The 25240-nt window shown below is 57.9% G+C and carries 20 protein-coding genes; 10 read left to right on the top strand and 10 right to left on the bottom strand.

What is annotated here, in order from left to right:
* Positions 1 to 6: 6 nt before the first annotated feature.
* The 3 genes from AT6N2_RS15975 to AT6N2_RS15965 form a co-directional block, all read right to left on the bottom strand.
* On the bottom strand, positions 7 to 1077 hold the full coding sequence (locus AT6N2_RS15975) for an NAD-dependent epimerase/dehydratase family protein (RefSeq protein WP_209090168.1): 1071 nt from the start codon (positions 1075 to 1077) through the stop codon (positions 7 to 9).
* Positions 1078 to 1194: 117 nt separating this feature from the next.
* A complete protein-coding gene (locus AT6N2_RS15970; protein ID WP_209090166.1) occupies positions 1195 to 2598 on the bottom strand; it encodes a glutamate-1-semialdehyde 2,1-aminomutase in 1404 nt (467 codons plus the stop codon).
* Between the two features lie 215 nt (positions 2599 to 2813).
* Positions 2814 to 3542, bottom strand: coding sequence for a LuxR C-terminal-related transcriptional regulator (locus AT6N2_RS15965; RefSeq protein WP_063950123.1), 729 nt, complete (start codon positions 3540 to 3542; stop codon positions 2814 to 2816).
* 488 nt (positions 3543 to 4030) lie between these two features.
* Here AT6N2_RS15965 and AT6N2_RS15960 point away from each other — a divergent pair, with 488 nt between their 5' ends.
* A complete protein-coding gene (locus AT6N2_RS15960; protein ID WP_155737544.1) occupies positions 4031 to 4258 on the top strand; it encodes a hypothetical protein in 228 nt (75 codons plus the stop codon).
* Positions 4233 to 6563, top strand: coding sequence for a response regulator (locus AT6N2_RS15955; protein WP_077224919.1), 2331 nt, complete (start codon positions 4233 to 4235; stop codon positions 6561 to 6563). The genes AT6N2_RS15960 and AT6N2_RS15955 overlap by 26 nt, the downstream gene beginning before the upstream one ends.
* A gap of 29 nt (positions 6564 to 6592) precedes the next feature.
* Here the strand turns inward: AT6N2_RS15955 and AT6N2_RS15950 are convergent, their stop codons facing one another.
* The 3 genes from AT6N2_RS15950 to AT6N2_RS15940 all read right to left on the bottom strand — a co-directional run bounded on the left by AT6N2_RS15950 (position 6593) and on the right by AT6N2_RS15940 (position 10514).
* Positions 6593 to 7552, bottom strand: coding sequence for a glycosyltransferase family A protein (locus tag AT6N2_RS15950; protein WP_063950121.1), 960 nt, complete (start codon positions 7550 to 7552; stop codon positions 6593 to 6595).
* Positions 7549 to 9060 carry an oligosaccharide flippase family protein gene (locus AT6N2_RS15945; RefSeq protein WP_063950120.1) on the bottom strand — a complete coding sequence of 504 codons (1512 nt, stop codon included), beginning with the start codon at positions 9058 to 9060 and terminating at the stop codon, positions 7549 to 7551. The genes AT6N2_RS15950 and AT6N2_RS15945 overlap by 4 nt, the downstream gene beginning before the upstream one ends.
* A 221-nt stretch (positions 9061 to 9281) precedes the next feature.
* Positions 9282 to 10514: a polysaccharide pyruvyl transferase family protein gene (locus tag AT6N2_RS15940; RefSeq protein WP_063950119.1), complete on the bottom strand. Its 1233-nt coding sequence runs from the start codon at positions 10512 to 10514 to the stop codon at positions 9282 to 9284.
* 269 nt (positions 10515 to 10783) lie between these two features.
* On the opposite strand from AT6N2_RS15940, the gene AT6N2_RS15935 reads away from it, so the two are divergent.
* From AT6N2_RS15935 to AT6N2_RS15910, 6 genes are all read left to right on the top strand, one after another.
* Complete coding sequence (locus tag AT6N2_RS15935; RefSeq protein ID WP_063950118.1) at positions 10784 to 11983, top strand: glycosyltransferase family 4 protein; 1200 nt, start codon at positions 10784 to 10786, stop codon at positions 11981 to 11983.
* Positions 11984 to 12047: 64 nt separating this feature from the next.
* Positions 12048 to 13307: a DUF4038 domain-containing protein gene (locus tag AT6N2_RS15930; RefSeq protein WP_233282515.1), complete on the top strand. Its 1260-nt coding sequence runs from the start codon at positions 12048 to 12050 to the stop codon at positions 13305 to 13307.
* Between the two features lie 252 nt (positions 13308 to 13559).
* Positions 13560 to 14708 carry an MraY family glycosyltransferase gene (locus AT6N2_RS15925; RefSeq protein WP_063950117.1) on the top strand — a complete coding sequence of 383 codons (1149 nt, stop codon included), beginning with the start codon at positions 13560 to 13562 and terminating at the stop codon, positions 14706 to 14708.
* Between the two features lie 79 nt (positions 14709 to 14787).
* Positions 14788 to 15414: a YdcF family protein gene (locus tag AT6N2_RS15920; protein WP_233282514.1), complete on the top strand. Its 627-nt coding sequence runs from the start codon at positions 14788 to 14790 to the stop codon at positions 15412 to 15414.
* Positions 15411 to 16688 carry a hypothetical protein gene (locus tag AT6N2_RS15915; RefSeq protein ID WP_063950115.1) on the top strand — a complete coding sequence of 426 codons (1278 nt, stop codon included), beginning with the start codon at positions 15411 to 15413 and terminating at the stop codon, positions 16686 to 16688. The genes AT6N2_RS15920 and AT6N2_RS15915 overlap by 4 nt, the downstream gene beginning before the upstream one ends.
* Before the next feature lie 3 nt (positions 16689 to 16691).
* A complete protein-coding gene (locus tag AT6N2_RS15910) occupies positions 16692 to 17300 on the top strand; it encodes an acetyltransferase (protein ID WP_063950114.1) in 609 nt (202 codons plus the stop codon).
* Here the strand turns inward: AT6N2_RS15910 and AT6N2_RS15905 are convergent.
* The 4 genes from AT6N2_RS15905 to AT6N2_RS15890 form a co-directional block, all read right to left on the bottom strand.
* The gene (locus AT6N2_RS15905) at positions 17264 to 18439 is read right to left on the bottom strand and encodes a glycosyltransferase (protein ID WP_063950113.1); all 1176 of its coding nucleotides are present in this window, start codon (positions 18437 to 18439) and stop codon (positions 17264 to 17266) included. The two genes, AT6N2_RS15910 and AT6N2_RS15905, sit on opposite strands and share 37 nt — an antisense overlap.
* 17 nt (positions 18440 to 18456) lie before the next feature.
* Complete coding sequence (locus AT6N2_RS15900) at positions 18457 to 19719, bottom strand: glycosyltransferase family 4 protein (RefSeq protein WP_209090164.1); 1263 nt, start codon at positions 19717 to 19719, stop codon at positions 18457 to 18459.
* On the bottom strand, positions 19716 to 20969 hold the full coding sequence (locus tag AT6N2_RS15895; protein ID WP_063950111.1) for a glycosyltransferase family 4 protein: 1254 nt from the start codon (positions 20967 to 20969) through the stop codon (positions 19716 to 19718). Before AT6N2_RS15895 ends, AT6N2_RS15900 begins: the two co-directional genes overlap by 4 nt.
* A gap of 479 nt (positions 20970 to 21448) precedes the next feature.
* Entirely contained in the window at positions 21449 to 22612 is a 1164-nt protein-coding gene (locus AT6N2_RS15890; protein WP_063950110.1) for a M20 aminoacylase family protein, read from the bottom strand.
* 164 nt (positions 22613 to 22776) lie between these two features.
* Between AT6N2_RS15890 and AT6N2_RS15885 the strand changes: the two genes are divergently transcribed.
* Complete coding sequence (locus AT6N2_RS15885) at positions 22777 to 23895, top strand: D-alanyl-D-alanine carboxypeptidase family protein (RefSeq protein WP_063950109.1); 1119 nt, start codon at positions 22777 to 22779, stop codon at positions 23893 to 23895.
* A 193-nt stretch (positions 23896 to 24088) separates the two neighbouring features.
* A complete protein-coding gene (locus tag AT6N2_RS15880) occupies positions 24089 to 25231 on the top strand; it encodes a CobW family GTP-binding protein (RefSeq protein ID WP_063950108.1) in 1143 nt (380 codons plus the stop codon).
* The last annotated feature ends 9 nt before the right edge of the window (positions 25232 to 25240 follow it).

Here is a 25240-nt window from a genome sequence, read left to right as displayed (position 1 = left end):
TCCCCTTCACACCGATGCTGCGATACCCACGCTTTGGCGCGGCGCGGCCATGGGGCGGCGCAGGTTGCTGTCGATATCCTTATCGCCGATCAGCTTCTGGAGTTGGCCGATCCGCTGATAGTGCGGGCCCTCGAATTCGACCATTGTCAGGCCGGAGCTCTTGTAGGCCCGGTAGAGTTGCTCGGCACCTGCAGCGGCCGTCCACGTCGGTTTGAACGCCGGAAGCGCACGGGCGATCTTGCCGAAATCGACACGGTAGGAGCGGGTATCAGGGCTCGCGTCGCTGGCATATTGCAGCCGGCATCCAGGGACCGTGAGGGCGACGATTTCGGCGATCTCTCTGATCTGATAGTTGTGCGCATCCTGTCCGACGTTGAACGCCTGATTGTGGATGACATCCGTTGGGGCTTCAAGCGCTGCCAGAAAGGCTAAGGAAATATCCTCGATGTGAACGATTGGACGCCATGGCGATCCGTCGGATTTCAGGAAGATCAGTCCTTCCGTCACCGCCCAGGCCGTCAGGTTGTTGAGTACGATATCGAAACGGAGCATGGGCGAAAGGCCATATGCCGTTGCCGGGCGCATATAGACGGGCGAGAAGCCGGGGCTCGCGAGGCTGGCAATTTCCCGCTCCGCCAAGACCTTGGAGGTGCCATAAGCCGTTACAGGTTTGAGCTCTGCCGATTCATTGACCAGCCCTTCGCCAGCGGCACCGTAGTTGCTGCACGACGAGGCGAAGATGAAACGCTTGACGCCTGCCTGCTTTGCGGCTCTCGCTGCCCGAACGCTACCGCGATAATTGATCTCATAGGTGATTTCCGGATTGAGATTGCTCAGCGGGTCGTTTGACAGGGCAGCAAGATGAATGACAGCGTCGAAACCTTCCATATCCGCAGGCGTAATATCGCGGATATCCTTGCACACGCCGGGCACCTGCGGCAAAGGTCCGCCTGGGGCATAAGCGCAGCGGTGGTAGAACTCGGTGTCATAGCCGTAAACTTTGTGGCCCGCCTTGCGCAGGATGGGTACCATGACGGAGCCGATATATCCGCGATGCCCGGTGACGAGAACGTGCATGAAACTTCCCCTCAAGATCCATTGTCGATTACAACGAGCGTATCTGGTCAGGCGAGATCGATGCACCGCGCAAAGCGGCTGTAGCGATAATGCGAACCGCTTAGGTGCCCCGACCGGTTAAGGCTTTCGGATGCTTTCCGATAACTCGGCCATGTCGGCCATCTTCAGCCCATGGCTGGCCTGATGCTGCGATCCGCCGTTGAAACGTCGAAATACAACATCCGACGGGCGTCCCGTCAGGAATTTGTCAACGCCATATTCCAGCGCTTTTCGGTAGACCCCTAGCGCCCCGTCTATGGCGTCAAGTGTTCTGGCTATATCCTCGTCCCCATGCGTATAGCTTACAACGAGAGACGGTGCGAGAATGCCGCGTCGGATGGTTTCCTGCAGAAAGAGCGAGCGGAACGCCTGAGACGGCTTGCCAGTCTGATCGAGCGTGAAGTAGCTGAGACAGGCGGAGTGGCCCTGAATACCGAAGTAGGAATCGAGCCCGTGCGCGATTGCGATCTGGCTGATGGCGGCACGCAACGCGTTTCCCTGTCGGACCAGATGTGGGACCACGGGTTCCCGGGTGTAAACCTGCATGGTTGCGATGGCCGCCGCCATCGCGTGCGTTTCCGCGCCATGCGTCGTGGAAAGCAAGAAGACACGGGGGGCATCGGTTTGATCGATACCGCCTCGTTCCATGAACTCACGCTTGCCAGCAAGCGCTGAAATCGAAAAGCCATTCCCCAGCGCTTTGCCGAAACAGGACAGGTCTGGGACGATATCGTATGTCTTTTGCGCTCCCCCCGCGTCCCAGCGGAACCCCGTGATCATTTCGTCGAGAATGAAAAGCGCGCCGTTTTCGTGACATAGCTCCTGGAGTTGGTGAAGAAACCGGTCCCGAGGCGGTTCACCGCGCGACGGCTCCAGAATGAAGGCGGCTATTCGGCCTGGAAAGCGGTCAAGCAGACTGCGCGCACTCGTAAGATCATTGTAAGTGAAGCCAAGGACCAGATTCTGGATCGCCTGAGGAATGCCTGCATTCATCTCCGTTGTTCCGATAAACCAGTCGTCGGTGGAGAAAAACGGGTGGTCGCTGCAACGCGCGATCAGGTCGCGGCCTGTAACAGCCCGTGCAAGTCGTATCGCGGCGGATGTCGCATCAGAACCGTTCTTGCAGAATTTAACCATTTCGGCTGTCTGGATCGTGTCGAGAAAGGTTGAAGCGCAGTCCACCTCGATCTTTGACGGGCGCGTAAAGTTGCAACCGCGGTATAGTTCCGCGCGCGCCGCCTCAACGACGTCGCCATAAGCATGGCCTAGGCCGACGGCCCGGTTGCCCATGCCGTATTCGATATATTCATTTCCATCGACATCCCAGACATGACAGCCATAGCCCCTTTCAATGAAGCCGGGAGACAGGACAGGGTACTGGTCGTCACCCTTGGCGTAGGTATGTGCACCGCCCGGTATGAGGTTGCGGGAGCGCTGGCGCAGTCGATCCGAGTTTTCGAAATTGTCGACGAAAGAGTGCATGGCGCAGTCCCGGGTCCAGATATCCGATGACTGGAGATTACCGCATCTGGCTCGGTGGCCGTTACGCCGTCTTTTAGTTGGGAACGCTAGCCGAAAGGCTTAGAAGAGACGGGCAAACTTCTCGTCGCAACCCATCCGATGCGTCTGCTTCGTGCAGGTTGCGATACCCGCAGGCAGTGACGGAGCGACAACATTGAGTTACACGACACCGGACATTAATTTTTGAAAAGATCAGAAACTTTAAAGATCACTTCGGTGCGGTTTTTAGCGCCCACTTTCTTCATGATATTGCGGATATGCACCTTGACGGTGCTTTCGCGAAGATTGAGCTCGTAGGCGATGATCTTGTTCGGCTTGCCTTGCGTCAAAGCGTTGATAACATCGACCTCGCGCTGGGTGAACATGGCCGTGCGTTGACGTTCCTTGCCTTCCGCAACGACAAGCAACTGCCTGAGATCGCTGAGATTTTCAGCCGATACGAAAGCGCCGCCCGCCAGTGCCAGCGAGATGGCGCCCACGCACACTGCCAATCCTATCGCGGAGGAAATGTATCCCCGCACTCCGACATCAAACGCCCTCATGACCTGGCGCAGATCACGGTTTTCCGCGAGAATGACGACCGGAAGGTAAGGGAAATCCGCGATGAATTCCCTCAACTCATGAAGGGATACCTCATCGCAAAGATCGCTGCGACCGACGTTGACCAGGATGCCGTTATGATGGCCGTTCGGAGCATGTCGCCACTCATCGAGTGATGAAAACAGCTCGACTTCCATATCAAGCCCATAGGCGATCAGGCTCTGGGCCAGACACTCACGGTCGAGCGCGCGGTCGTCGATGATCGCCAGCTTTTTGACCGTGGTTTCCACGGGTTTCGAATGCGCAACCATATGGAAATTTGATGAGAATTGGCTGCGCCCGTTGTTGGGAACTGAGGTCAGCATGTTAAGTCCTATCCGCTCTAAAAAGAACTTTGCGGGTCTGTCAGGCTCGACAGCGGCGCAACCGAGGGTTTATTTCCAGAACTTTGCACAACGGACGTCGCAGGGAATTCAACCCGGAAACGTCTTCATCAACCAGAACTTCGGAAGAGCCTTTATTGCGGTCTCGATTTTTCTTGGAATTCAAAACCCGCCAGAAATCAACAGACGCGGCACTATCCAAATTTCTACTCCAGGCATCCTACATTGGAGTATCGCAACTCGAAAAGATTCGGAAATTACTCACTTTTGATTGAGAGCTCGAAGTGACGTTCAATCTGTCATGATGTTCGCAGGCAATCAGACACGCGAGAACTGTGGAAATATAATTCTTTCAGGCCATCATCATGTTTCGCGTGGCGCTACTAACTATAATGGATGAATTATAATTGCTGAGGGATTGATCTATCATCCTTCGTTCAGGCACTGGTTGGGGATGGGACAACCTGTGCGTGCTGATCGAATTGGGAGAATGCACCTTTTTGACCATCGGACTCACTGCGTCCCTGCCGATGATGGGATTTGGTGGCTGTAGCCAGGACGAGGCGTTCCAAGGCCTCGATGACTGCTTTCAAGGCATCGTTGATGCCCCGAACCTGACGCTTGAAAAAGTCGATCTCTATTGGATGGGCATCAGTTTTAACGAGAACGACTATGGCGGGACGCAGCAAGGATGGTGACAAGGCTCATTCTACTGTCGCGGTGGAGACCGCTTCCTTGTCCGGATCAGAGACGTGGGCGGAACTCTCTACTTCGAGGAAGAGACTGGAATCCCTCAATGAACATCTGACAGTCCGCAATAATCAATTGCAAGAAGCCCTGGAGCGTCAGCGGGCGATTTCCAACGATCTGCTAAATCTCCTTCATAACACCGATGTACCAACGCTTTTTTTGGATTCCCGTCTTCGTATACGGTTCTTCACACCGGCTATCCTTTCCCTTTTCGACATCCTCTCGTCCGATGTCGGCCGCCCCCTGTCGGACCTTCGCGGGTTTGACGGCGACGTCACGCTTCACGCCGATGCGACGGCGACGCTCCTCGAAGGCACCCCAATCGAGAGCGAGGTGGAAGGACCCGATGGGCGCTGGTATGTCCGCCGCGTCAAACCCTGTCAGGGCGCGGGTGAAACGATTGATGGAGTGGTCATCACCTTCATCGATATAAGCGCGCAGAAACGGATTGCCGAGAGCAGGGAGGCTGCCAAGAAATCCGCTGAACGGGCGACCGAGGCAAAGTCGCGATTCCTGTCTGCAGCAAGCCACGATCTTCGGCAGCCGCTGCAGAACTTGAAGCTGTTGCATGGGCTTTTGGAAAGAAGCGTGGGCGAAGGACAATCACGCATTTTCGTGCAGAGGATGGGCGAAACGCTGTCTTCGATGCTGGGAATACTCAACACTGTTCTTGATATCAACCAGATCGAAGCAGGGATGGCGGAACCGAAGATGGTGAGCTTTCCGATAGGCGATCTCCTAGGAAAGCTTTTCAGGGAGTTCTATTATCCCGCTCAGGCGGCGGGGCTGCAACTCCGTGTCGTCCCGTCCAGTGTGGCCGTTCGCACCGATCCCCGTCTGTTCGAGCAGGTCGTTCGCAATCTTCTGTCCAACGCATTGAAGTACACGCCGAGTGGCACGATCCTGGTTGGCTGTCGCCGCCGCGGTGCAAAGGTTCGGTTCGACGTGTGGGACACCGGAATAGGCATTCCCGAAGATCGCATCGAGGACGTCTTTCAGGAATATCTGCAACTCAATGTACCTGATGTTGCGGAAGACGGTGGGTTGGGACTGGGATTGTCGATCGTCAAGCGGCTTGGCGACCTTCTTGGACTAAAGATTGCGGTGCGGTCGCAATTGCATAAAGGTTCCGCATTCATGATCGAGATGGAGCGGGCGCCGGCAGGGGAGCCGCTTGCGCAAATGCGCACGACCGTTAATGGCCGGTCGCGTCAAGCCAGCACCCTTTCGTCCGCATCGGTTTTGATCATCGAAGACGATAACGGGATGCGCGATCTGCTCAAGATGGGATTGGAGCAAGCTGGATACGTCGTCGCTGCGACCTCTGGGGCTGCCGAAGCAATCGCTATTGTTCGGGGGTTGAAGTTCATCCCCGACGCTATTCTAGCAGACTACAATCTTCCTTCCGGTGGCAATGGCATCGCTGTGATTGAAGAAATCCGGCAGGTACTCTTCCGCAATGTTCCGGCGCTCATTCTCACAGGCGATATTTCAGGCAAGACGCTGAGCGATTTTGCTCAGCACGAAATTCCCTATCTGCACAAGCCGGCGAAACTCAAGGACGTGGTGCAGGCGGTTGAGACTTTGGTCGTTCGCCAAACCGGCGAGAGAGCAGCGCAGGTAAGCGAAGCTGAATTCATGGAGCCGATGAGGGGCAGGCTCATCGAAGTCATCGACGACCAGCAAGACATCAGGGACAATTTGCGCGCTCTTTTCGAAGGTGAGGGCTGGGTGGTCGCAACGTATGTTTCGGCAGAAGAATATCTTGCCGACTATAAGCCGGACAGATCAGGTTGTCTGCTTGTCGACGCCTATTTGCCCGGCATGGTCGGCATGGAATTGCTGCGTTTGCTGAAAGAAAGACACCATCGGTTTCCGGTGATTGTTATCACGGGTCGCAGCGATGTCCGTATGGCAATAAATGCGATGCGTTATGGTGCGGCCGATTTCATCGAGAAGCCTTTTTCTTACCAGGACATATATCGCAGCGTACTCTTGGCCTTCGAGCGATCGCGCGATGCGAACGAGCGCGAAGAGCGGCGCGAAACGGCGCGCGCCACGCTGGCGATGCTTACCCGCAAACAACGGCAGATCCTCGACCGGATTGTTCAGGGACAGGCCAACAAGGTGATTGCTGCCGATTTGAAGCTCAGTCAGCGCACTGTCGAAAATCATCGCGCCTCCATCATGCGGCGAACGAAATCCGCTTCGCTGCCGGCCCTGCTGCGCCTTGTGCTGAATGCCGAAGAATAGGCTCAATAACACCAACTGGCGGGCGATTGCTATCGGCGGGCGATTGCCGCGCGAATGCGATGAAACGCGTCTGGTCGACGCATAAGATAGCCTACCGGTGGCAGAAATGCTGAAGCGGGTCTGAGGCGAACAGCCTGTGCGAGAAGGGCACGCGCGCCGGGCCGGCGCCGCAGCAGATTGGAAAGGGCACACCAATAGGCGCGGTCGCTCAGGCTCGCGCGACCGCGTTTTAGCAGCGTTTCTGCATTCTCAAGGAAAGCCCCTTCATTGCCAAAGAAGCTTTCGAGCGCCGCCTCCATTTCGGTGTTCCAGCCGAGCACGTTGTCAAGAGTGGCCGATTGGTTGGCACCGTGGATGCGCGTGAAATTCTGCACGGCATCCAGCTCGACGATATCACCCAGCACCGCGAGCCGCATCCACATCTCAACATCGTCGGTATGGCGCAGTGCTGGCCGGTAATGACCGGCTTGGTGCTGAATATGCGTTCTGGTGACGGCGAGTGGACCCGGCACCGGGCTGCGTCCCGTCGCGCAAATTCTGGCGATGAAGTCGATGCCGCAATGAAGCTGCATACCATCGGCATCGCTGCAAATGCTTGAGGTTATCTCGGCGTCGTCACGGAAGAAGGCGGTCCGGCCGTACGCCATATGCGCGCCGGGATTGTCGTCGAGCGCCTCTATTGCGCGCGCGAGTGCTTCAGGCGACAGCATATCGTCAGCGCAGACGATGGCGAAATAGTCCGCCCGAGCCCAATCGATTCCTTCGTTGAAAGACGCGTGACCGCCGAGGTTGATGGGGTGCAGGCTCGTCTCGATGAGGGGATTCGCGGTAGCGAGGGACCGGGCGATCGCAACACTGTCGTCCGTGGAGGCGTTGTCGATAATAAGGATACGCATTTCCGATATGTTCTGGCCAAGGACACTTTGTACGCATCCCTCGAGGAAGCGACCGTAATTGTAATTGGGAATGACGATATCGATGCTGCTCATGGTTCGGCCGCTGCGGAAACGACGGTGTCTGAAATGGAAGCTGGCGCAGGCGGTCTGCTGTTCCTGCGTGGACGTCCGGCGAAGGCATGGAGCGTCGAACGTATCTCGCTGACGAGTGGGTGACGCAGAAGAAGCAGGCAGGCCGCCCAACCGGCCACCGAAAGAAGGATGGCGCTGCCAGCCTGGCCGAGGGAATAATCGAAGCGGAATCTGATCGAAGCGGATATGGCGAGCGGTCCCGCAATCGCGGCAAGGGTCACGGCTGCACTCGGCCCGATGGCCGCAAAGAGTTCGGGCAATTTGAAGTGCGCATGGCGTCTTACCAGATAGAAGGCGACAAGCATCTGGAAGGGCAGGGTGACGAACTGGCTCAGCGCTACCGCGGTCAGGCCGAAAAAGCTGGCAGAACAGAGCACGATTGCCGAGACGCTGCGGCAGACGAAATTGCCGAGAAAAGCCTCCCGGTTGGCGTTGAGAGCGATCAGCAACGGCGTTGTCAAAACCATTGGAAACCAGAAGATCGACGCAAGTGCGAGAATGCGTGTGATCGCGACGGCGGCGAGCCACTGGTCTCCAAGTGCGAGGCGCACGATGGGATCGGCGAGAATGGCGACCATGATCAGCGATGGCCAATACAGCACGGTGATGTAGCTGAGGGCGCGCAGATAGGACCTGCGGACATCTCCACCTTCGCGAACTTCGGCGGCGAGCGCCGGAAACGCGAAGGAGAAGATTGCCGAGAGGAAGATGCGGTCGGGAATGGAGCAGACGGTGTTGGCGCGATTGTAGATGGCGACCGCTGTCGGGGTCATGGCAAACCCGAGGACGAGCTGCGGCAGGGATTCGTATAGCTTGTCAACGATGGTGGAGGCGCCCCTGAAGCGGCCGAATTCGGCCATGCGGCGCCACGATTTGAGTGAAAGGCGCGCTTTGCGCTGGGCCGGATCGGCATAGGCGGCAAGGGCGCTCGCAACGCTGTTGCCGACGAGCAGGCCGAGAGCGAAACTGACGAAGCCCCCTCCCTTGCTGGCAGTGAAGATTGTTACGACCGCCATAACGACGAGGCCGATGGTTCGGACGCGTGCGATGGTGCCGAAGGCCAGCCGCCGACGCAGCATCGAGAACGCCGGCATGCCCAGGCTTTCGGCCATGACGGCGGCAATTGCGACGATAAGATAGTGCTGGAGACCGGGCTGGTGGTAAAAATTCGCCAGATACGGTCCGCACAGATAAAGAATGATCCCGAGAAAGCCGCTGACCAGGAGTAGCAATGTGAGCGACGTGTTAATGTCGTCGCGTTCAACGACATCGAGCTGGATGAGGAAATCGGAAGAAACGAATTCGCGAAAGGCGAAGATCACCGAGGTCACCCCGTAACCGATGACGGCAAAGCCAACTTCCGCCGGCGAGAGCAATCTCGATACGATCGCTATCAAAGCGAAATTGATCGCGATTCCGAGGTGTTGTTCCAGCATTGCCATGAAAAAGGCGCGGCGGACTTTGTGCATCGATGGGCTCCGACAGCGTCGCCGATAATCGACGGTCGCGTCAAATTAGAGTGGAACCTGGACCTTGGACATCTGACCGTTGGGATGGCTGCCGGATCCCTGGGGGTAAACAGTTTGAAGACTGTATGCTGAGGGCCGTCCGAAAAAGTGCGGTCTACTCCCTTCGGATAATGAAGAGCTCGGCTGTGACGTCGACAGCATCATGTTGCGAGACGCTGCGTCTAAGTCGTAACGCGCTGCGGTGTTGCGACGGCGTCTATTGAGAGAAATTCCCGACCGAGGAGCGCTTCTTGCTCGGAGAGCTGGCGCTTGAAGCGATCATTGGCGCGGGCAATCCGCTGCCGCACAGCTCCTGCTCCAGCGAGTATCTCCTTCACCAGCTCGATGACCTCTTCGACTTCGAACGTGTCGATATGCCGGGAGAATCTCTCCTGGTCGAAATCAGTCATCAAATCATCGAACTTGCGGGCATAACCTATGGATATTGTCGGATTTCCGAGTTTCAGGGAGCAGACCGCTCCATGATATCTCGACACGACGGCAAGGTCGATTGCCGCCATCTGTTGCATGATATCGCGCAGCGTTGCGGCCGAGCTGATGTCGATCTGGGCCAGCTCGTCCTCGGAGAGCATATCCGTCAGCAGAAACATTAGATCCGCGCAGGCGACCCTGTCAGTAATGTCCCCCATCAAAAGGGTGATGCGGTGTCCTTCACCGATCAACCAGCTCACGAGCCGTGAGAGCTTGTGGATGTAGGTCGTGTAGATCCTGACGGAGTCGGGATCATTGTGGCGCCAGCCGCGATAGTCCATCACCCCGACGCCTATGTTCATAGCGCCGTTGGCCTGGTTTTGCCGGTGGGGCACGGGAACGGGAAGATCAAAGGCGATATCGGGGTAACGGTGGTCTCGCGACACATCGACACCGATCATTTTCATGTAGTTGAGCGAGAAATCGTCCCGATAGGATCGATAGGAGGCCATCTGTGCGGCCGAGCGCAGGAACCAGCGGCTGAGACGGCTTTTCATTGGACCGGCGCCGATGCTGACGAAGGCGATGCGCGTGTTACGAAGGCGGGCGACGAGACACCAGCAAAATACGACAAAGGGCCAGCCGAACCACCTTTCCTGAAAATCATCGAGGATGCCGGTCCCCGGAATGATCATCAGGTCAGCCTTGTCGAAACTCAAGAGGGCGCTGACCAAGAGCATGAGCCGTCGAGGCACCTTGCCGAGTAGTTTGTCCAATTGCCTCATCCAGGCATTGGTCAGAGGAGGCCCCCCCGCACCCATCGCGCGAATGTTGAACTTCGCGCTTACGACGGTCGGACTTGCGCAGATGCATAGGAGATCGGCATCGGGCCTCATCCTGCGCAGATAAAGGAGCATGGCTTCCAGCGACCCGTCATTGCCCGAATTGCCCGAGCCAAATTGTCCAAGGAGAGTGATCCTCATTTATTTTCCCATCGCAGCCCGGCGCCGACACGCTCGATATGGCATTGATATCCCTTGGATCAGCACGACCCCACACCGTCCTTCGGGTCGCCTCTTACGCCAAACGTATAGTTTCAGCCAAGCAAACCTCCCAAAAGAAGAAACAGCTAAGCCTAAGATGCAACTGACTGTCATTCCGTGGCTTCTTAGTATGTCGCACTAGCCGCCACTCGAACCATCCGCCTTTGATCGTAGCGGCATGGCTGTGGATGAATGAGCGAGGGTGCGCCATGAAGCTTGCCTATTTTGTCCTTCCCCATATCGGCGGCACCTATTCCGTCTTCAAACATCTTCGCAAAGGCCTCGCCGACTATGGCATGGACGTGCGATGGCTCGGCGTATGCAAGGAAACATACGGGCTGCCACTCGACCTGCAGGGTGAGAGGGCATTCGGGCAACTGCTGCGCATGCCCGTCAATCTCAGCGAACGCGAATGTGCATCGCGCATGGCGACCGCCATCGAAGAAGGCGGGTTCGACGGTGTGATCGTCAATGTTCTCGGCGATCAGTTGCAGACAAACATCGCGCGCTATCTGCCCGAGGGTATCCTGCGTATCCTCGTCGTCCATAATATCTCGCCTGGAACATATGCAGCCGCCCGCGCGGTGCGGGACTACGCCCATGTCACGATCGGCGTATCGGAGCGGTGCTGCGCCGATCTCATCGCGCGCAACGGATTTTCGAAGGATCGCACTTACGCAATCCCGAATGCAGTGGACAGCGATGCGTTTCGTCGCCAGGCGGTTCGGGGCGTCAACCGGGGGCCGGAACTCAAGGCTCTTTTCGTCGGCCGTATTGAAGATGCATCGAAAGGCGTGATGTGGTTGCGGGAAATATTGGACGGGTCGCCAGAGGCGGTGCGCCTGACGATCGTCGGAGATGGGCCGGATATGGGCAAGCTCAGACGGAGGCTGGACCGCCATGATGGTCGCGTCAGTTACGCAGGATCCGTGCAGCTTTCAGACATACCAGTCATCATGGCGAGCCATGATGTTCTCATCATGCCGTCCCGCTTCGAGGGGCTTGGCATGACGATGATCGAGGCAATGGCCGGCGGCTGCGTCCCGGTCGTGTCTCATATTCGCGGCGTGACCGATACGATTGTCGTGCCGGGCCAAAACGGCTTCCTGTTCCCGATCGGCAATTATACGGCAGCGGCCAATGCGATCGCGCGCTTGCACGCCGATCGCGACCTTCTCGAGCGGATGTCGATCGCGGGAAAGGAAATGGTCCTGAACCGCTTCAGCATCGAGCGGATAGCTGCTCGCTATCACGACGTCATTTCCATGACGCTGAACGATCGTCCCGGCCTGTCGAAAGTGCTCAAAATGGAGGACTGGTCCATTCCCGCGGGGTTGCGACCCGGCCTTAGAACCTATCTGCCGTTGCCTTTGAAAAACTGGCTGCGTGTCGTTCGTGAACGACTCTGAAGCGATGATCAGCTATCATGGCCGACTTGGACATTTGCGCGCCTTCCTCCTTCTTTGGCTATGCATGTCCTCGGCCTGTATCGCACAGGACAGCGTTTTTCCGCTGAGGAGGGCGCAGGACGAGCGTTATCTCGAAGACAGCAAGGGTTTGCCATTCCTGATCGTCGGGGACAGTGCGTGGTCGCTCATCGGCGATACGTCTATCTCCGATACGGAATTTTATCTGGAAACCCGAAAGAGGCAGGGGTTTAACACCGTCCTTGTTTCGTTGATCGAGCACCAGTTCTCCCGCAAGGCGCCAGCAAACTTCTACGGCGAAAGACCCTTCGAAGGCGATGCCTTCGGGCAACCGAACGAGGCCTATTTCGACAGGGCGGAAGAAGTCATAAAGGCAGCCGCTCGTCGCAACATGCTGGTGCTTCTCTGTCCGGCCTATAGCGGCGCACGCGGTGGCCCGGAAGGATGGTATCAGGAAATGGTCGCGGCCGGGCCTGAAAAGCTTCGGGAATATGGACGATATGTTGGACAACGTTTTGCGAAGTACCCGAACATCATCTGGGTCCAGGGCGGCGATTATGATCCGCCCGATCGTGCTCTGGTGACGGCTGTCGCCATGGGCATCAGAGAAACTGACCCCTCCGCATTACAGACCGTGCATGGCAATCCCGATACGGTGACGAATGATTTTTGGCGCGACGCTTCCTGGCTCGATATCGATTCGGTTTATACGTACGGCGATGTCGCGGAGGCGGTGCTCAATCGGTACCGACCTGGACCGAGACGCCCTTTTTTCCTCATCGAAAGCGCCTATGAGGGCGAGAACAATGTCAAGGAACGGCAGGTTCGTCTCATTGCCTATGGTGCGCTGCTTTCGGGAGCGGGCGGCCAGGTCTTCGGTAACAATCCGGTATGGCATTTCTCCGCCGCCGGGCTCTATGAAGCGAAGGACAGCTGGCAACGCTCGTTAAGCAGCCGTGGTGCGCAAAGCATCACGCATCTGTCAACGCTTTTCAGGCAACTCGCATGGTGGAAGCTCGTGCCCGATCAGGGCAGCCTGCTGAAAGGCGATGCGGGCGCATTTGCGGCGCGTGACAGGGATGGCTCTTTCGCCGTGATCTATCTCGACACGCCTTCCGTTGCGATTGATCTCGACAGTTTGGCGGCAGGCGAGAAGGTGCTTCAATGGTACGATCCGTCGAACGGAATTTATATCGAACCGATCGTTCGCCTTGGCCGCAGCGGTCTTCGCAACATAACGGTGCCGGCATCGGCCAATGCTTTTGGCTTCCAGGACTGGATCGCCGTTCTCTCAGCTCAGGAATGATCGCCCGCAACAGCTCCACTCGCCGCCGAGTCGGCCCTTTCTGGCCTCTTGTCGCCAAGGTCTCAAACCTAGCTCTTTCGATGGTCGATCCGGTTCGGGGGTAGGGAGGGTAGACATTGATGTCGACACCCCCTCCCTTTGATGGATTTCACACGCCTTTTGCCCGCATACCCCTCAGGGCCGGTGTTTTTTAGGATCGGCAGGAGGCGGGTCTTGCGGATGCTCCGCCGAGGTTCATCGGGGGGATCAGACATGTCGGGGATATTCTTCAACACCATCGCTACTTTCGTCCTGTGCGTGTCCCTCATCGTCGTTCTCAGGCGCCTGACCGTCGCCTATCAGCTCGTGGATCGCCCCGATCTAATTCGTAAACGCCACACCGGCGCCGTTCCGCTTTGCGGTGGCATAGCGATCTTTTCCGCTTTTGCTGTTTCCGCCTTCGTCGGCGGGTGGAGCGCCGCTCTCGGCATGAACTTCTGGCTCGGACTGGCCGTCATCCTGCTGATGGGTGTCGTCGATGATCGCCGGCCGTTGCCCGCAGCAGGACGCCTTGTCATGCAACTGGCAATGGCAATTGCTCTCGTAGGCGGCGCCAATATTGGCTCTCTCTCCGTCGGCGTTCTCTTCACGCAGCATTCGGATCTGTTCCTGCCTTTGTTTTTCGTCATTGGCGTTCTCTTCGTGACCGGGCTGGTGAATTCGTGGAACATGCTCGACGGCGTCGACGGGCTTGCTGGCGGCACGGCAGGTGTCTCGCTGATCTGGCTGATGATCGTGGCGATATTCGCCGGTGTCGGCGACATCATCGCGCCGCTTCAGGCACTCTGCGTATGCCTCTGTGCTTTTCTGGTTTTCAACATGCGCGGTCCATGGCGTGCACGGGCGAGCATCTTCCTCGGTGATGCGGGCAGTACTGCGCTGGGTGCGACGATTGCCTATGTGATCGTCCTGTTGGCGACCAAGAGCAGTGCCGTCTCGTTTCCGGCTTTGTTGTGGATCGTTATTCTGCCGATCACCGATACGCTCAGCCTGATTGTCCGTCGTATCATGCACGGGCGCAGTCCAATGTCAGCCGATCGCTGGCACTTTCATCATCTGCTCCTGGATTACGGTTTTACGCCGGCAGCGGCAACGAACACGCTGGTCGTTATTTCCTTCATCTGCGGCGGAATCGGTTTTGCCGGAATAAAAGCCGGTGTTCCGGCGGAAATGATGGCAGCTGGCCTTCTGATACCGATTGCTCTTCATACCGCGTTCGTCCTTGCCGCGACGGGTTATTTCTCAAAAACCTGGCTTCACAGGGGCAGCAACTTCGATCTCTACCGCGAGGCAGCACGTCTCCCGGTCGCTGCCACCGCCGCGACGGAGCCAAGGGCGATACAAACGCCGAGTGAAGAGTAATGGCATCATGAAATCGCCGTGGCCCGGAACGCGAAGTCCCTCAAAGCCCGTTTCGAAACAACGGACCTGGCATTGGCGCATGTCGCGCAACATCGAAAAAAACTGGCTGCCTAAACGCAACTGGTACTGCCTCGGCATCATCATCTTCAGTGCGGTCGGCCTGTACGGGCTGTCCCTGGTTTCCGCAGGATCTCTTCTCGTCGTGGAGGATCCGCCCGCCCAAGCCGATGTCATCGTGGTTCTCGGCGGTGACGGGCCTCCTCGAGCTACTCAGGCGGCGAAACTCTGGCATGACGGACTAGCGCCCCTCGTTCTGGTGACAGGCTATGGGGATTGCGACTTCATCCGTGACATGCTGGTGCGGTTGGGGGTCAATGTCGAAGCCATATCGAAAGAATGTCTTTCGCTCAGCACATGGGAAAACGCGACCTTCTCAGAGCCGATACTGATTGAAATGCGAGCAAGGCGCGCGATCCTCGTCACGAGCTGGTTTCATTCACGCCGCGCGGTGAAGCGCTTTCGGTTTGTGATGCCTCAAATCGAGTGGATTTCGCTTCCTGCGCACAGTGCCGTGCCGCTGTGGCGGCTTGCCTTCAGCGCCGACGGTGTGCAGGTTTTCAAAGAATACGCCAAAACAGTCTTTTACGACCTCAGGAGCAGTTTCGTGCGGGATTTGCCGCCGGTTCAAGCGGGACTCGCCTCATGAACACGCTTCTGGTTTTTTGCCTCTTCGGTGGTGTTGTCCTGCTCATCTGTTGGGGAATGATGCGCCGGGAACGAATTTACGAGTTCCCTTTCCTGACGGGCGTCATCACGTTCAGTTTCATCTTGCCCCAGGTTCCCGGCCTTGCGTCTGAAAGGTTCCTGCCGGAAGGCGCGTTTGCCAGAACCGCCATCTTCATGATGCTGTGCCTCTTCATGTGCTGGTGGGGATGGAGCAGAAAGGCAAGACCCTTTGCATTCTTCCGGATCGATTTCGATGAGACACGTTTGCTCCTCGTCGCAGCCGTTCTTTCAGTCGCCGGTGCCTATTTCTATTTCATGCTTAGCCGACTGCCGGGAGAGCTGACCATCGCAGTGCAGATGACCGGTGTCCCTGTCATGTACATCTTCTTTTCGCGGCTGTTGAGCTATGGTCTCGCCATTGCCGTGCTTTGCCTTGCGCGACGATTTTCCTGGCTGGCGGTGGCCGTCCTTGCGTTTGATCTGGTCTTTTATCTGGATCGCATCGTCATCACCGGAAAGCGCGCCGAGGCCGTGGAACTCATCATGATGTTCGCGCTGGCATGGTGGTTTTACAAGGGATGGGCCATCCCGCGGATCTTCGTCATCATTGCGCTTGTTCTCGGCACGCTCACGATGAACAGCATGGGCGATTACCGCGCCATCACCAAGGCCAACGACGCGCCCGTCTGGGATGACATCAAGAAAATAGATGTCATCGGCAATCTTCAAAAAGTCTTCCGGGATGGCGGGGACGAGATGCGCAATGCGATCATGCGGATCGACAATACCGCAAACACGCTGCAATTCGATTACGGCAAGTTCCACTGGAACAGGCTGGTGTTCAACTTCGTGCCCGCGCAACTCGTGGGCGTTGAGGTCAAGCAATCCTTCATGCTGCCGGTACCGGTACAATCGCGCGACTACAATCCGGTCCTCGGCACGACGGAGACCGGGATGGCGGACGCCTTCGGATCGTTCTGGTATCTGGGAGCGTTCAAGTTTTTCCTGCTCGCCTATCTGGTGCGCCGGATCTGGGTGACCGCCAACACGGGCGAGTTTGCCGCGCAATTCACCTATCTCCTGTCTATCATACCTTCCATGCACGCCATATCGCACCAGACCGACTGGGTTCTCATGGTCTGGGTGCATATGCTGATGTTCGCAGCGCCGGCGCTGGCATTTGCCGTCATACCCGCGCGCGTACAGCAGCGCCGGTACGAAATACCATCTTTGACGTCTCAGGCCGGAGGATAGGCGATGCGTTCACGATACGACGATCCCGGTTTTCAGCATGCGACGACGCCCCTGCCGCGCTTCGGGGGTCCGACCTTTGCATTGCATTTCCGATTGAAACGACTGGTCTGGATGATCGTCTGGCGGCTTCTTGCCTCCTGGACGCCGCCGCCTATGCGCCGCTGGCGCAATTTTCTCCTGCGCAGTTTTGGCGCGCGCCTGGACGCCACGGCAATGGTGTATTCCAGCGTGATTGTGTGGTGGCCGGGGCATCTCGTCATGGAACGCCATGCATCTCTCGGGCCTGGCGTGATCTGTTACAACGTCGACATGATCACCATCGGCCCCTATGCCTCGGTTTCACAACGTGCCCATCTGTGCACCGGATCGCATGATGTTCAGGATAGCGCGTTTCCCCTTGTGAAGCGGCCTGTGGTGATCGAGGAGGACGCCTGGGTGGCTGCGGAAGCCTTCGTCGGTCCCGGTGTCGTCGTCGGGAAGGGGGCAGTGCTCGGCGCACGCTCCGTCACGGCGAAGTCTCTGGAGCCGTGGACGATCTATGTCGGCAACCCGGCAAGACCCGTCGGCTCCCGCCGTCAAGACGCGGCGGCCTCCAACGCGCTCAGCCGATAGCCCTCCAGCGTCGCTTGGGCGATAGACGGCCAGGTGAATTTTTCCAGCACAAGCCGGCGACCGTTTTCACCCATCGTTCTCGCCTTGGCGGGGTTGCTGAGCACGGTTGCCAAGCCCTTGGCAACTTCGGCTGCGTCAACCGCGACGATGACCCCGGCATCGGCAGAACCCACCTCGGGAAAGTGGCACTGGTCGGTGATCACCACAGGTGTGGCACAGGCAAGCGCTTCGGTGATCGCCATGCTGAAACCCTCCTGCCGGCTTGGCAGACAGAAGCAGTCTGCATCGACCATGGCTTGGAGCTTTGCTTCACCGTAAATGGCCCCGACCATAAAGACGCGGTTGCGAATATTCAGCTTGTTGACCAGATGCATGAACTGGCCCTCGGCTCCACCCGGTGGGCCTGCCACGACGAGATCGACATCGACATAGGTTTCACAGATAGCCGCAAAGGCCGAGGCAAGAATATCGATACCCTTTTTGACGTGGAGGCGGGACAGAAACAGAATGTAACGCCTGCCATGCGCCAGGGCAATTTTCCGCTTGAAATGCCCCCGGGCGGGAAGAGGATCGAACTCCTCGGCAAAAACGCCGTTCGGTATGATCAGATTGCGTGCGTGGAATTTCAGCGGCGCAACAGCTGCCATTTCATCGATGTTCAGCAGATGCAGAAACGCCGCCTCGTTCAGCATCTTGCGATAGCAGAGCATCAAGGCAATCTTCTTCTTCCACGATCTCTGCCCGAGGCTCCAGTGATCCAGCATGCCGGCAGGGCAAATGCAGTAGGGTACGCCAGCGGCGCGGGCGAGCTTGGAAGCATAGAGCAGAAAGGGCTCCCAGACGCCGTGAATATGCATGAAAGAGGCATCTTTCAGCAGGGCTTTCAGTACACGTCGGCCACTGAAGCAGAACAGCGTCTCCATGCTCCCGGCCGGCGGCAGCAGGTGCCAGTGGACATGCTCGAAATGTGGTATGCTGCGGCCGATTTCCTTGACCTGTGCCTCAATCGCGGCGTCGCCATGGCTGACGATATGTACATCAAGGCCGAGGCCCGCCTGTGCGGCGGCAAGGCGCATGGCAACGGCTTGTAACCCGCCGTATTTGGGATCGATCGCAGCGATGACGTGGATGATCTTCATATGTCTTTGCTCCCCAACTATCGCGCTTCATCCGCCAGGCAAAGACCCGCAGGCTTCGACAGATGTGGCCCGGAAAGCGCAGCGAGAAGCCGTTCCCCATAAGACTCCACGGTATGTTCGGCCGCGCGCAGAAGGGCATTGGCGGACATGGTCCGCCTCAGCTCGGGATTGTCGGCGAGCGCACGCACGGCAGTTGCGATAGCTTCTGCATCGCAGACAGGAAGGATGAAACCTTCGATGCCATCGCGCACGACAGTGCCGGTGTTCTCCGTTGTTATCACTGGCAGGCCGGCTGCCAGCGCCTCATAGACGGCGGTCGCAGACCCTTCGCAAAGCGACGGCAGCAGGAAGACATCCGCCCACCGAAACTCCTCGATGATCTGCGCGCGCGGCACGATCCCTCTCAGTTCAACCCACTGCGATATCTGTTGCTTGACGTCATCGTGTGCGCGAACGCGGCCCGCCATCCGGAAGCGGGCACGATCCTCCATCAGTCGGGCGGCTTCCACGACATAGGGCGACCCCTTGCGCAATCCGACTTCGCCCACGGTCAGAACCCTGATCGGTCCTGGCATGCGTGCTTGTCTGTCGATCGCAGCGGCAGCATTGACTCCATAGGGAACGACCACACACCTGGCTTGCGGCCCACCGCACGCGACAACGTGCTTGCGAACAAATTCCGACGGGCAGACAATGACATCCGCAAGCTGCCACTCCGCTTTCTCCCGGTCGGCGAATAGGCGCGCGTGCGGATTATCCTGCGCCGGGCCGGTCCATTCGGGAAACCGCGCCATCTCCTGTGCCAAAAGCATTTCGACAACGTCACGGGGCGCGATCATCTGCTCGACTGCGGTCCAGAGGCCCTGTTGCTTTGCTGCCCTCATCTGTTCAAGTGCGTCGCCGCTGAAGGCATAGAGCCCAGCCGCGCCATGGAAGCCGCGCCGGGCCACCATCTCTGAAAAAACTGATCCGGCCCAGATCGCGTGAGAGGTCTCTTCCACAACGTCTCTGGCGCGCATGTGGCGCAGCACGGAACGGAGGCCAAAGCCGGAAAACACGGTCGTCAGCGCCGTCGGCACGCCTTTGGGCAGCCGACCCGCCAAACGTCTGACCGGTGGCGGGTAAAACGTCGCCGGAAACGAATTGACGATTCTCGGCCAGCCTTTGGTCGCGCATATGTCGGTATAAAAATGTGCCAACCTGCCAGCGGATGCAAATATTCTCGGTACGGCATAATGCATGCGGGCGCCGAGCTGACTGACGACGACTTTGTCTTTCATGGCGAGATACCTTGAGCGAGAGGGGCCCCGGAAGGCGCGACAGTCCGCAGCCTGGCGATCAGTCCTTCCCAGGCGTCTGCCGCCCTTTCTCGGGAGTAGTCGGTACAAAGCAGCCGCCTTGCCGCATCCCCCATTTCTGCCGCGGTGTTCGGGTTGTCGCAGAGCTTTTCGATGATGCTGCAGAGCTTATCGGTCTCGCCGATCTCGACGTTGCTGCCGCACCCTTTGGCTCTTAGAACGCGTGGTACCTCTCCATCATGATCGCCAACGAAGATTGTCGGCCTCCCGGCCGCCAGGATGCCATAGAATTTGCTTGGAATGATGCAATGTTCCAGTTCCGGCAGCAGTGAGACGAGATGTACATCAGCAACGCTGAGGCTTTCAGCCAGTTTCTCAACGGGCTGCAGCGGCTTGAAGATGACGTTCTGAAGACCGAGATCCCGAACGGCGGTTTTCACAGCCGCGTGCTGGTGTCCGCCGCCAATGAGAAGGAACCGAATATCTGCCCGGTGCTCCAGACGTTTTGCCGCTGCCAGCATAGTGCCGAACTCATGCGCCCGCCCGAAGTTTCCTGAATAACCCACGACAAACACATCCTGCAGTCCCCACGCTTTCCGCAGGCTGTTATCCTGGGGCGAGACGGGATAGATTTCCTCCCCATCCGACCAGTGATGCAGGACGCTGACGTGGTCTTTTGAGATGCCTTGCGTGAAAATGAATTCGGCCATCTTGTCGGTCGGGCAGACGACCATGCCGGGGGATCGCAGAGACCAGTTGCGCGCCTGCGTCAGCCATGGCCCAACCCACCGTGCGCGTTTCCTGAAAAATCCAAGCTCCGTTGCTGTCTCCGGAAAAAGGTCCATGATCCAGTTCACCATGAGCGCCCCCTTGAGGCGGATCGCAACGCTGCTCATGACGGAAAGGAGCGGAGGATCGGTGCAGACAACCACCGTATCCGTCGCCCGAACGTTGCGCAGGAGCCAAACGAATGCCAGCACCTGAAAGAGAAGATAATCAATGCTGCGGCGCATGAGGCTGTGCCGACCGAAACGGCCGCTCGCAAGCCGTACGATAGCAATCCCTCGAACTGTGTCTGTTGCGGGCAGGACGCTGCCCGGGTGATCATGGATTTCGCGACTTGCAACGACAATCACATCCAGTCCGCGCTGGGCCATTGAAAAGGCGAGCGATGATATCATGCGGCTCGTTGCCGACTGGTCGGGAAAGCCGTATCTGTTCAGGAAGATCATCCTCACGCTTTTTTCTCCCCAAATATTCCGTTTGAAGGAGCATTCTTGGCGACGCGAAAACGGGCGGCAAGCTGGTCGTAAGGACTAGTGAACTCACGATACGGAGAGGCCCATACTCCAAAGTTGGCGCCTTCCTATCCTTTTGGTAGCGGAATGCGGGATGACGCCCTTATGGGTTATCGAATCCAAAAAAATGCTAGCGATTTGAAAGGCAGAGGCTCGGTCTCCTTTGCACGCTGCTTTCGGGCCGTTGCCGGGTGCAGCCGCCATTAGCCGGCATGGCAGGCCCACGCTAGACCAGATTGACCGCGGGTTCAGCATTGCCATCGACGTCAGCTTTTTGTTTCTCGATGCAAGCAAACCCGCTGACATCACCAGCATCGCTTGGGTGGCGCGATCTGGCTCGCCTGCCAATCGAACCTCAACTTAAACTGCGGCTGAGGTTCGTACTCTCCCGCGCTCGGCGTCCTCCAGCCCAATCAGGCCGCAAGCCGTTGCTCGGCAAGTTTGACCCAATAGGAGATGCCGTAAGCGATCGCGTCGTCGTTGAAATCATAGCCGGGATTGTGGAGGCCTGCTGAGTCGCCGTTGCCGATGAAGATGAAGCAACCGGGGCGTTCTTTCAGCATGAAGGAAAAATCTTCGCCTGCCATGGACGGATCGACATCGGGATCGACGTTGCGCTCACCGGCTACGTCCCGCGCGACGGCGATGGCGTGATCTGTCTCTTCGGAATGGTTGAAGGTCACCGGGCAATAGCGCTCATAGAGGACGTCCGCTTCCGCGCCATTGGCAAGCGCAATGCCTTCCGCCATCTGCTTGATGCGCTCCTGCGCCAGATCGCGCACCGTTTCGTCAAGACTGCGGACCGTGCCGGCAATCACCGCCTCGTTGGGAATGATGTTATGGCTGGAGCCCGCGTGAAACCGGGTGACGGAGACGACAACCGAGCGGATGGGGTCGGCGTTGCGTGAGGCAATCATTTGCAGGTTGCCGACGATCTGTGCGCCGATGGTGATTGGATCGATGGTCCGGTGAGGCTGGGCAGCATGGCCGCCGCGGCCCTTGACGGTGATCGAAAACTTATCAGGTGCGGCCATGATGCCGCCCTTGCGGATGGCGAAGGCACCCAGCGGAATGCCCGGCATATTGTGCATGCCATACACTTCGTTGATGCCGAAACGGTCCATCAGGCCATCTTCGACCATGGCGAGCGCGCCGGCGCCGCCTTCTTCCGCCGGCTGAAAAATGACAGCGATCGAGCCGGCAAAATTGCGGGTCTCGGTGAGGTATTTCGCTGCGCCGAGAAGCATCGCGGTGTGGCCGTCGTGGCCGCAGGCGTGCATGGCGCCGGGCGTTTTCGATGCCCAGGCTTTGCCGGTTTCTTCGACGATGGGCAGCGCGTCCATATCTGCCCGAAAGCCGATCGTGCGGTTGCCTGGAAGATTGCCCCTGATGATTCCGACCACACCTGTGCGCCCGATCCCGGTCACGATTTCGTCAACGCCAAAGGACTTCAGCTTCTCCGCAACAAAGGCCGCGGTGTTGTCGACGTCATACAAAATCTCGGGATTTTCATGCAGGTGATGCCGCCATTCGCTGACTTCCTGCTGGAGTTCGGCGGCTCTGTTCAAAATCGGCATTCGTTCATTCCTGGGTTCATCGGTACGGCGTGTCGTAAAACTCCATCCTCCGTGGTGGATAGTGCGCCGCATAATTGACGTAATCAATGTACTTTGCCATTGCTAGGACATATATGGTGAATATTGCCATTCCCCGACTGAAGACGGGAATTCGAGGACTAGCCTTGCCACAGACTTTCAAATCGCCAACCGCCGCCCGCCGGCTTTCCGCAGCCATTGCCATCATCACCGCAGGCGTCGTCGCTGCTGCCCCTGTGGCCAATGCCAATCCGAAAATGGTGATCGATGTCAAAACCGGTAAGGTGATCTCGCATCAGGAAGCCTTCCGCAAATGGTATCCTGCGTCGCTGACCAAGTTGATGACCGCCTATATCGCATTCTCGCAGATGAAGGCCGGCAAGATCAGCCCGCAGACCGAAGTGGTGATGAGCAAGAAGGCCGCCGACCAGCCCGCCTCCAAGATGTATTTCAAGCCTGGCCAGAAGCTGACGATGGACAGCGCGCTCAAGCTGCTGCTGATCAAGTCTGCCAACGACATTGCGGTTGCGATTGCCGAGACCATCGGCGGCACCACGGATAATTTCGTAGCGCAGATGAATGCGCAGGCGCAGCGCCTCGGCATGAATTCCACGCATTACGTGAACCCCAACGGCCTGCCAGGCAAAGGCCAGTACACGACGGCCCGCGACCTGGCGCTGCTGGCCCTGATCATCAAACGCGAATTCCCCGAATATGCCCATTATTTCTCGCTTGAGGGCGTTACCACGGGCAAGAAGAATTACGCCAATTTCAACATGCTCGTCGGTCGCTTCGATGGTGCCGATGGCATGAAGACCGGCTTTATCTGCGCTTCCGGGTTCAACCAGGTGGCATCGGCCGTGCGCAACGGCCGCTCCATCATCACCGTGGTGCTGGGGGCCGATAGTCTGGCGGGTCGAACCGATCAGTCGGCCGATCTTTTGCAGATGGGCCTGACGTCTCCTTCCGGTCAGGGTGTTTCGCTTGCCTCGCTTGCCCCCTATGGTGATACCGCCGAGGTCAACGATATCAGCGCCGAAATCTGCAACCCGAAGGCGGCCAAAATCCGCAGTGAGGGACGCGACGAAGCAGGCCGCATGGTCATCCATTCGCCCTATGTGCAGGAAATGACCCGCCCGCCGGAATATTCCTTCGCCGGTCTTATACCGGGCAGCGAGACGGTCGCGGTTAATGCGCCCAAAGGCGCGGCCGCAAAGGGGCAGTTGGCGAACGTCCCGATCCCGATCCCACGGCCCACATTCTGACGGACGGGCGAAGGTGCCGGCACAGGTCTGTCGGCTGCCATGCCGTTTGGGTATTCGCAGGTCGATCATGTTATGATATTACAGTGTTGCTCGCGGTTGCCAGCCTCGGGCGATTTGTTTTAGCTTTACGCCGTTGCGGGTTTTGCTTCCTGAACTGACTTCCCCAAAGCGGCAATCAACATATAGGCCAGACATGTCTCGCGATCGTATCCCGGTCTCCATTATCACCGGATTTCTCGGCGCCGGAAAATCGACTCTGCTCAATCGGCTCCTCAAGGACCCTGACATGAGCGACGCGGCGATCATCATCAATGAATTCGGCGATGTCAGCATCGATCACATGCTGGTCGAGAGCGCGGGCGAGGGCATCATAGAACTGGCGGAAGGATGCCTTTGCTGCACCGTGCGCGGTGAGCTGGTGGACACGCTGGCGGAACTGATGGACGGTATCCAGACCGGCAAGCTGAAACCGGTGAAGCGTGTGGTCATCGAAACGACCGGCCTTGCCGATCCTGCTCCCGTCATGCAGTCGGTCATGGGTAACCCGGTCATTGCGCAAAATTTCGTGCTTGTCGGCATGGTCACTGTGGTGGATGCCGTGAATGGCCTCTCCACGCTCGACAATCATCAGGAAGCTGTAAAACAGGTGGCTGTGGCCGACCGTCTCGTGGTGACCAAACGAGCGCTGGCCGGTGACGCCGCGATTGCGGCATTGACGACCCGCCTACAGGCGCTCAATCCGCGCGCGATAATCGAGGACGGCGACAAAACCGACTGGAGCGCAGCTGGTCTGCTCGATAATGGCCTTTACGATGCCGGCAGCAAGACCGCCGATGTTAGCCGTTGGCTAGGCGAAGAGGCGCTGCACGATCACCACCACCATGATCATGCCCACGATCATCATCATCATCATCATGACCACGATGATCACCATCATGGCCACGACGTGAACCGCCACGATGCATCCATTCGTTCCTTTTCCATCATTCACGACGAGCCGATAAGCCCAATGGCCATCGACATGTTCGTGGATTTGCTGCGCTCGGCGCATGGTGAAAAGCTTCTGCGCATGAAGGCGATTGTGAAGCTCACGGACAATCCGGGCAGGCCATTGGTGCTCCATGGCGTGCAGACGATTTTTCACGCGCCGGAGCGTCTTTCCGCCTGGCCGGACCCCGCCGATCAGCGCACGCGCATGGTGCTGATTACGAAGGATTTGCCGGAGGCTTTCGTCAAGGACCTCTTCGCTGCCTTTGCCAGCGCTCCGGGTATCGATCGCCCCGACGGGCAGGCGCTGACGGATAATCCTTTGGCGATATCGGGCTTCCGGTTTTAGGTCGCGCGA

This window comes from Agrobacterium tumefaciens, from assembly GCF_017726655.1.
GTDB classification, from domain to species: domain Bacteria; phylum Pseudomonadota; class Alphaproteobacteria; order Rhizobiales; family Rhizobiaceae; genus Agrobacterium; species Agrobacterium tumefaciens_B.
The sequence above is the reverse complement of the archived record's forward strand: the minus strand, read 5'-3'. Positions and strand labels throughout refer to the sequence as shown.

Excerpts from the sequence above, each read along its gene's own strand:
- AT6N2_RS15975 (WP_209090168.1), bottom strand. The coding sequence starts at position 1,077 with ATGCACGTTCTCGTCACCGGGCATCGCGGATATATCGGCTCCGTCATG.
- AT6N2_RS15970 (WP_209090166.1), bottom strand. The coding sequence starts at position 2,598 with ATGCACTCTTTCGTCGACAATTTCGAAAACTCGGATCGACTGCGCCAG.
- AT6N2_RS15965 (WP_063950123.1), bottom strand. The coding sequence starts at position 3,542 with ATGCTGACCTCAGTTCCCAACAACGGGCGCAGCCAATTCTCATCAAAT.
- AT6N2_RS15955 (WP_077224919.1), top strand. The coding sequence starts at position 4,233 with ATGGCGGGACGCAGCAAGGATGGTGACAAGGCTCATTCTACTGTCGCG.
- AT6N2_RS15950 (WP_063950121.1), bottom strand. The coding sequence starts at position 7,552 with ATGAGCAGCATCGATATCGTCATTCCCAATTACAATTACGGTCGCTTC.
- AT6N2_RS15945 (WP_063950120.1), bottom strand. The coding sequence starts at position 9,060 with ATGCACAAAGTCCGCCGCGCCTTTTTCATGGCAATGCTGGAACAACAC.
- AT6N2_RS15940 (WP_063950119.1), bottom strand. The coding sequence starts at position 10,514 with ATGAGGATCACTCTCCTTGGACAATTTGGCTCGGGCAATTCGGGCAAT.
- AT6N2_RS15935 (WP_063950118.1), top strand. The coding sequence starts at position 10,784 with ATGAAGCTTGCCTATTTTGTCCTTCCCCATATCGGCGGCACCTATTCC.
- AT6N2_RS15930 (WP_233282515.1), top strand. The coding sequence starts at position 12,048 with ATGTCCTCGGCCTGTATCGCACAGGACAGCGTTTTTCCGCTGAGGAGG.
- AT6N2_RS15925 (WP_063950117.1), top strand. The coding sequence starts at position 13,560 with ATGTCGGGGATATTCTTCAACACCATCGCTACTTTCGTCCTGTGCGTG.
- AT6N2_RS15920 (WP_233282514.1), top strand. The coding sequence starts at position 14,788 with ATGTCGCGCAACATCGAAAAAAACTGGCTGCCTAAACGCAACTGGTAC.
- AT6N2_RS15915 (WP_063950115.1), top strand. The coding sequence starts at position 15,411 with ATGAACACGCTTCTGGTTTTTTGCCTCTTCGGTGGTGTTGTCCTGCTC.
- AT6N2_RS15910 (WP_063950114.1), top strand. The coding sequence starts at position 16,692 with ATGCGTTCACGATACGACGATCCCGGTTTTCAGCATGCGACGACGCCC.
- AT6N2_RS15905 (WP_063950113.1), bottom strand. The coding sequence starts at position 18,439 with ATGAAGATCATCCACGTCATCGCTGCGATCGATCCCAAATACGGCGGG.
- AT6N2_RS15900 (WP_209090164.1), bottom strand. The coding sequence starts at position 19,719 with ATGAAAGACAAAGTCGTCGTCAGTCAGCTCGGCGCCCGCATGCATTAT.
- AT6N2_RS15895 (WP_063950111.1), bottom strand. The coding sequence starts at position 20,969 with ATGATCTTCCTGAACAGATACGGCTTTCCCGACCAGTCGGCAACGAGC.
- AT6N2_RS15890 (WP_063950110.1), bottom strand. The coding sequence starts at position 22,612 with ATGCCGATTTTGAACAGAGCCGCCGAACTCCAGCAGGAAGTCAGCGAA.
- AT6N2_RS15880 (WP_063950108.1), top strand. The coding sequence starts at position 24,089 with ATGTCTCGCGATCGTATCCCGGTCTCCATTATCACCGGATTTCTCGGC.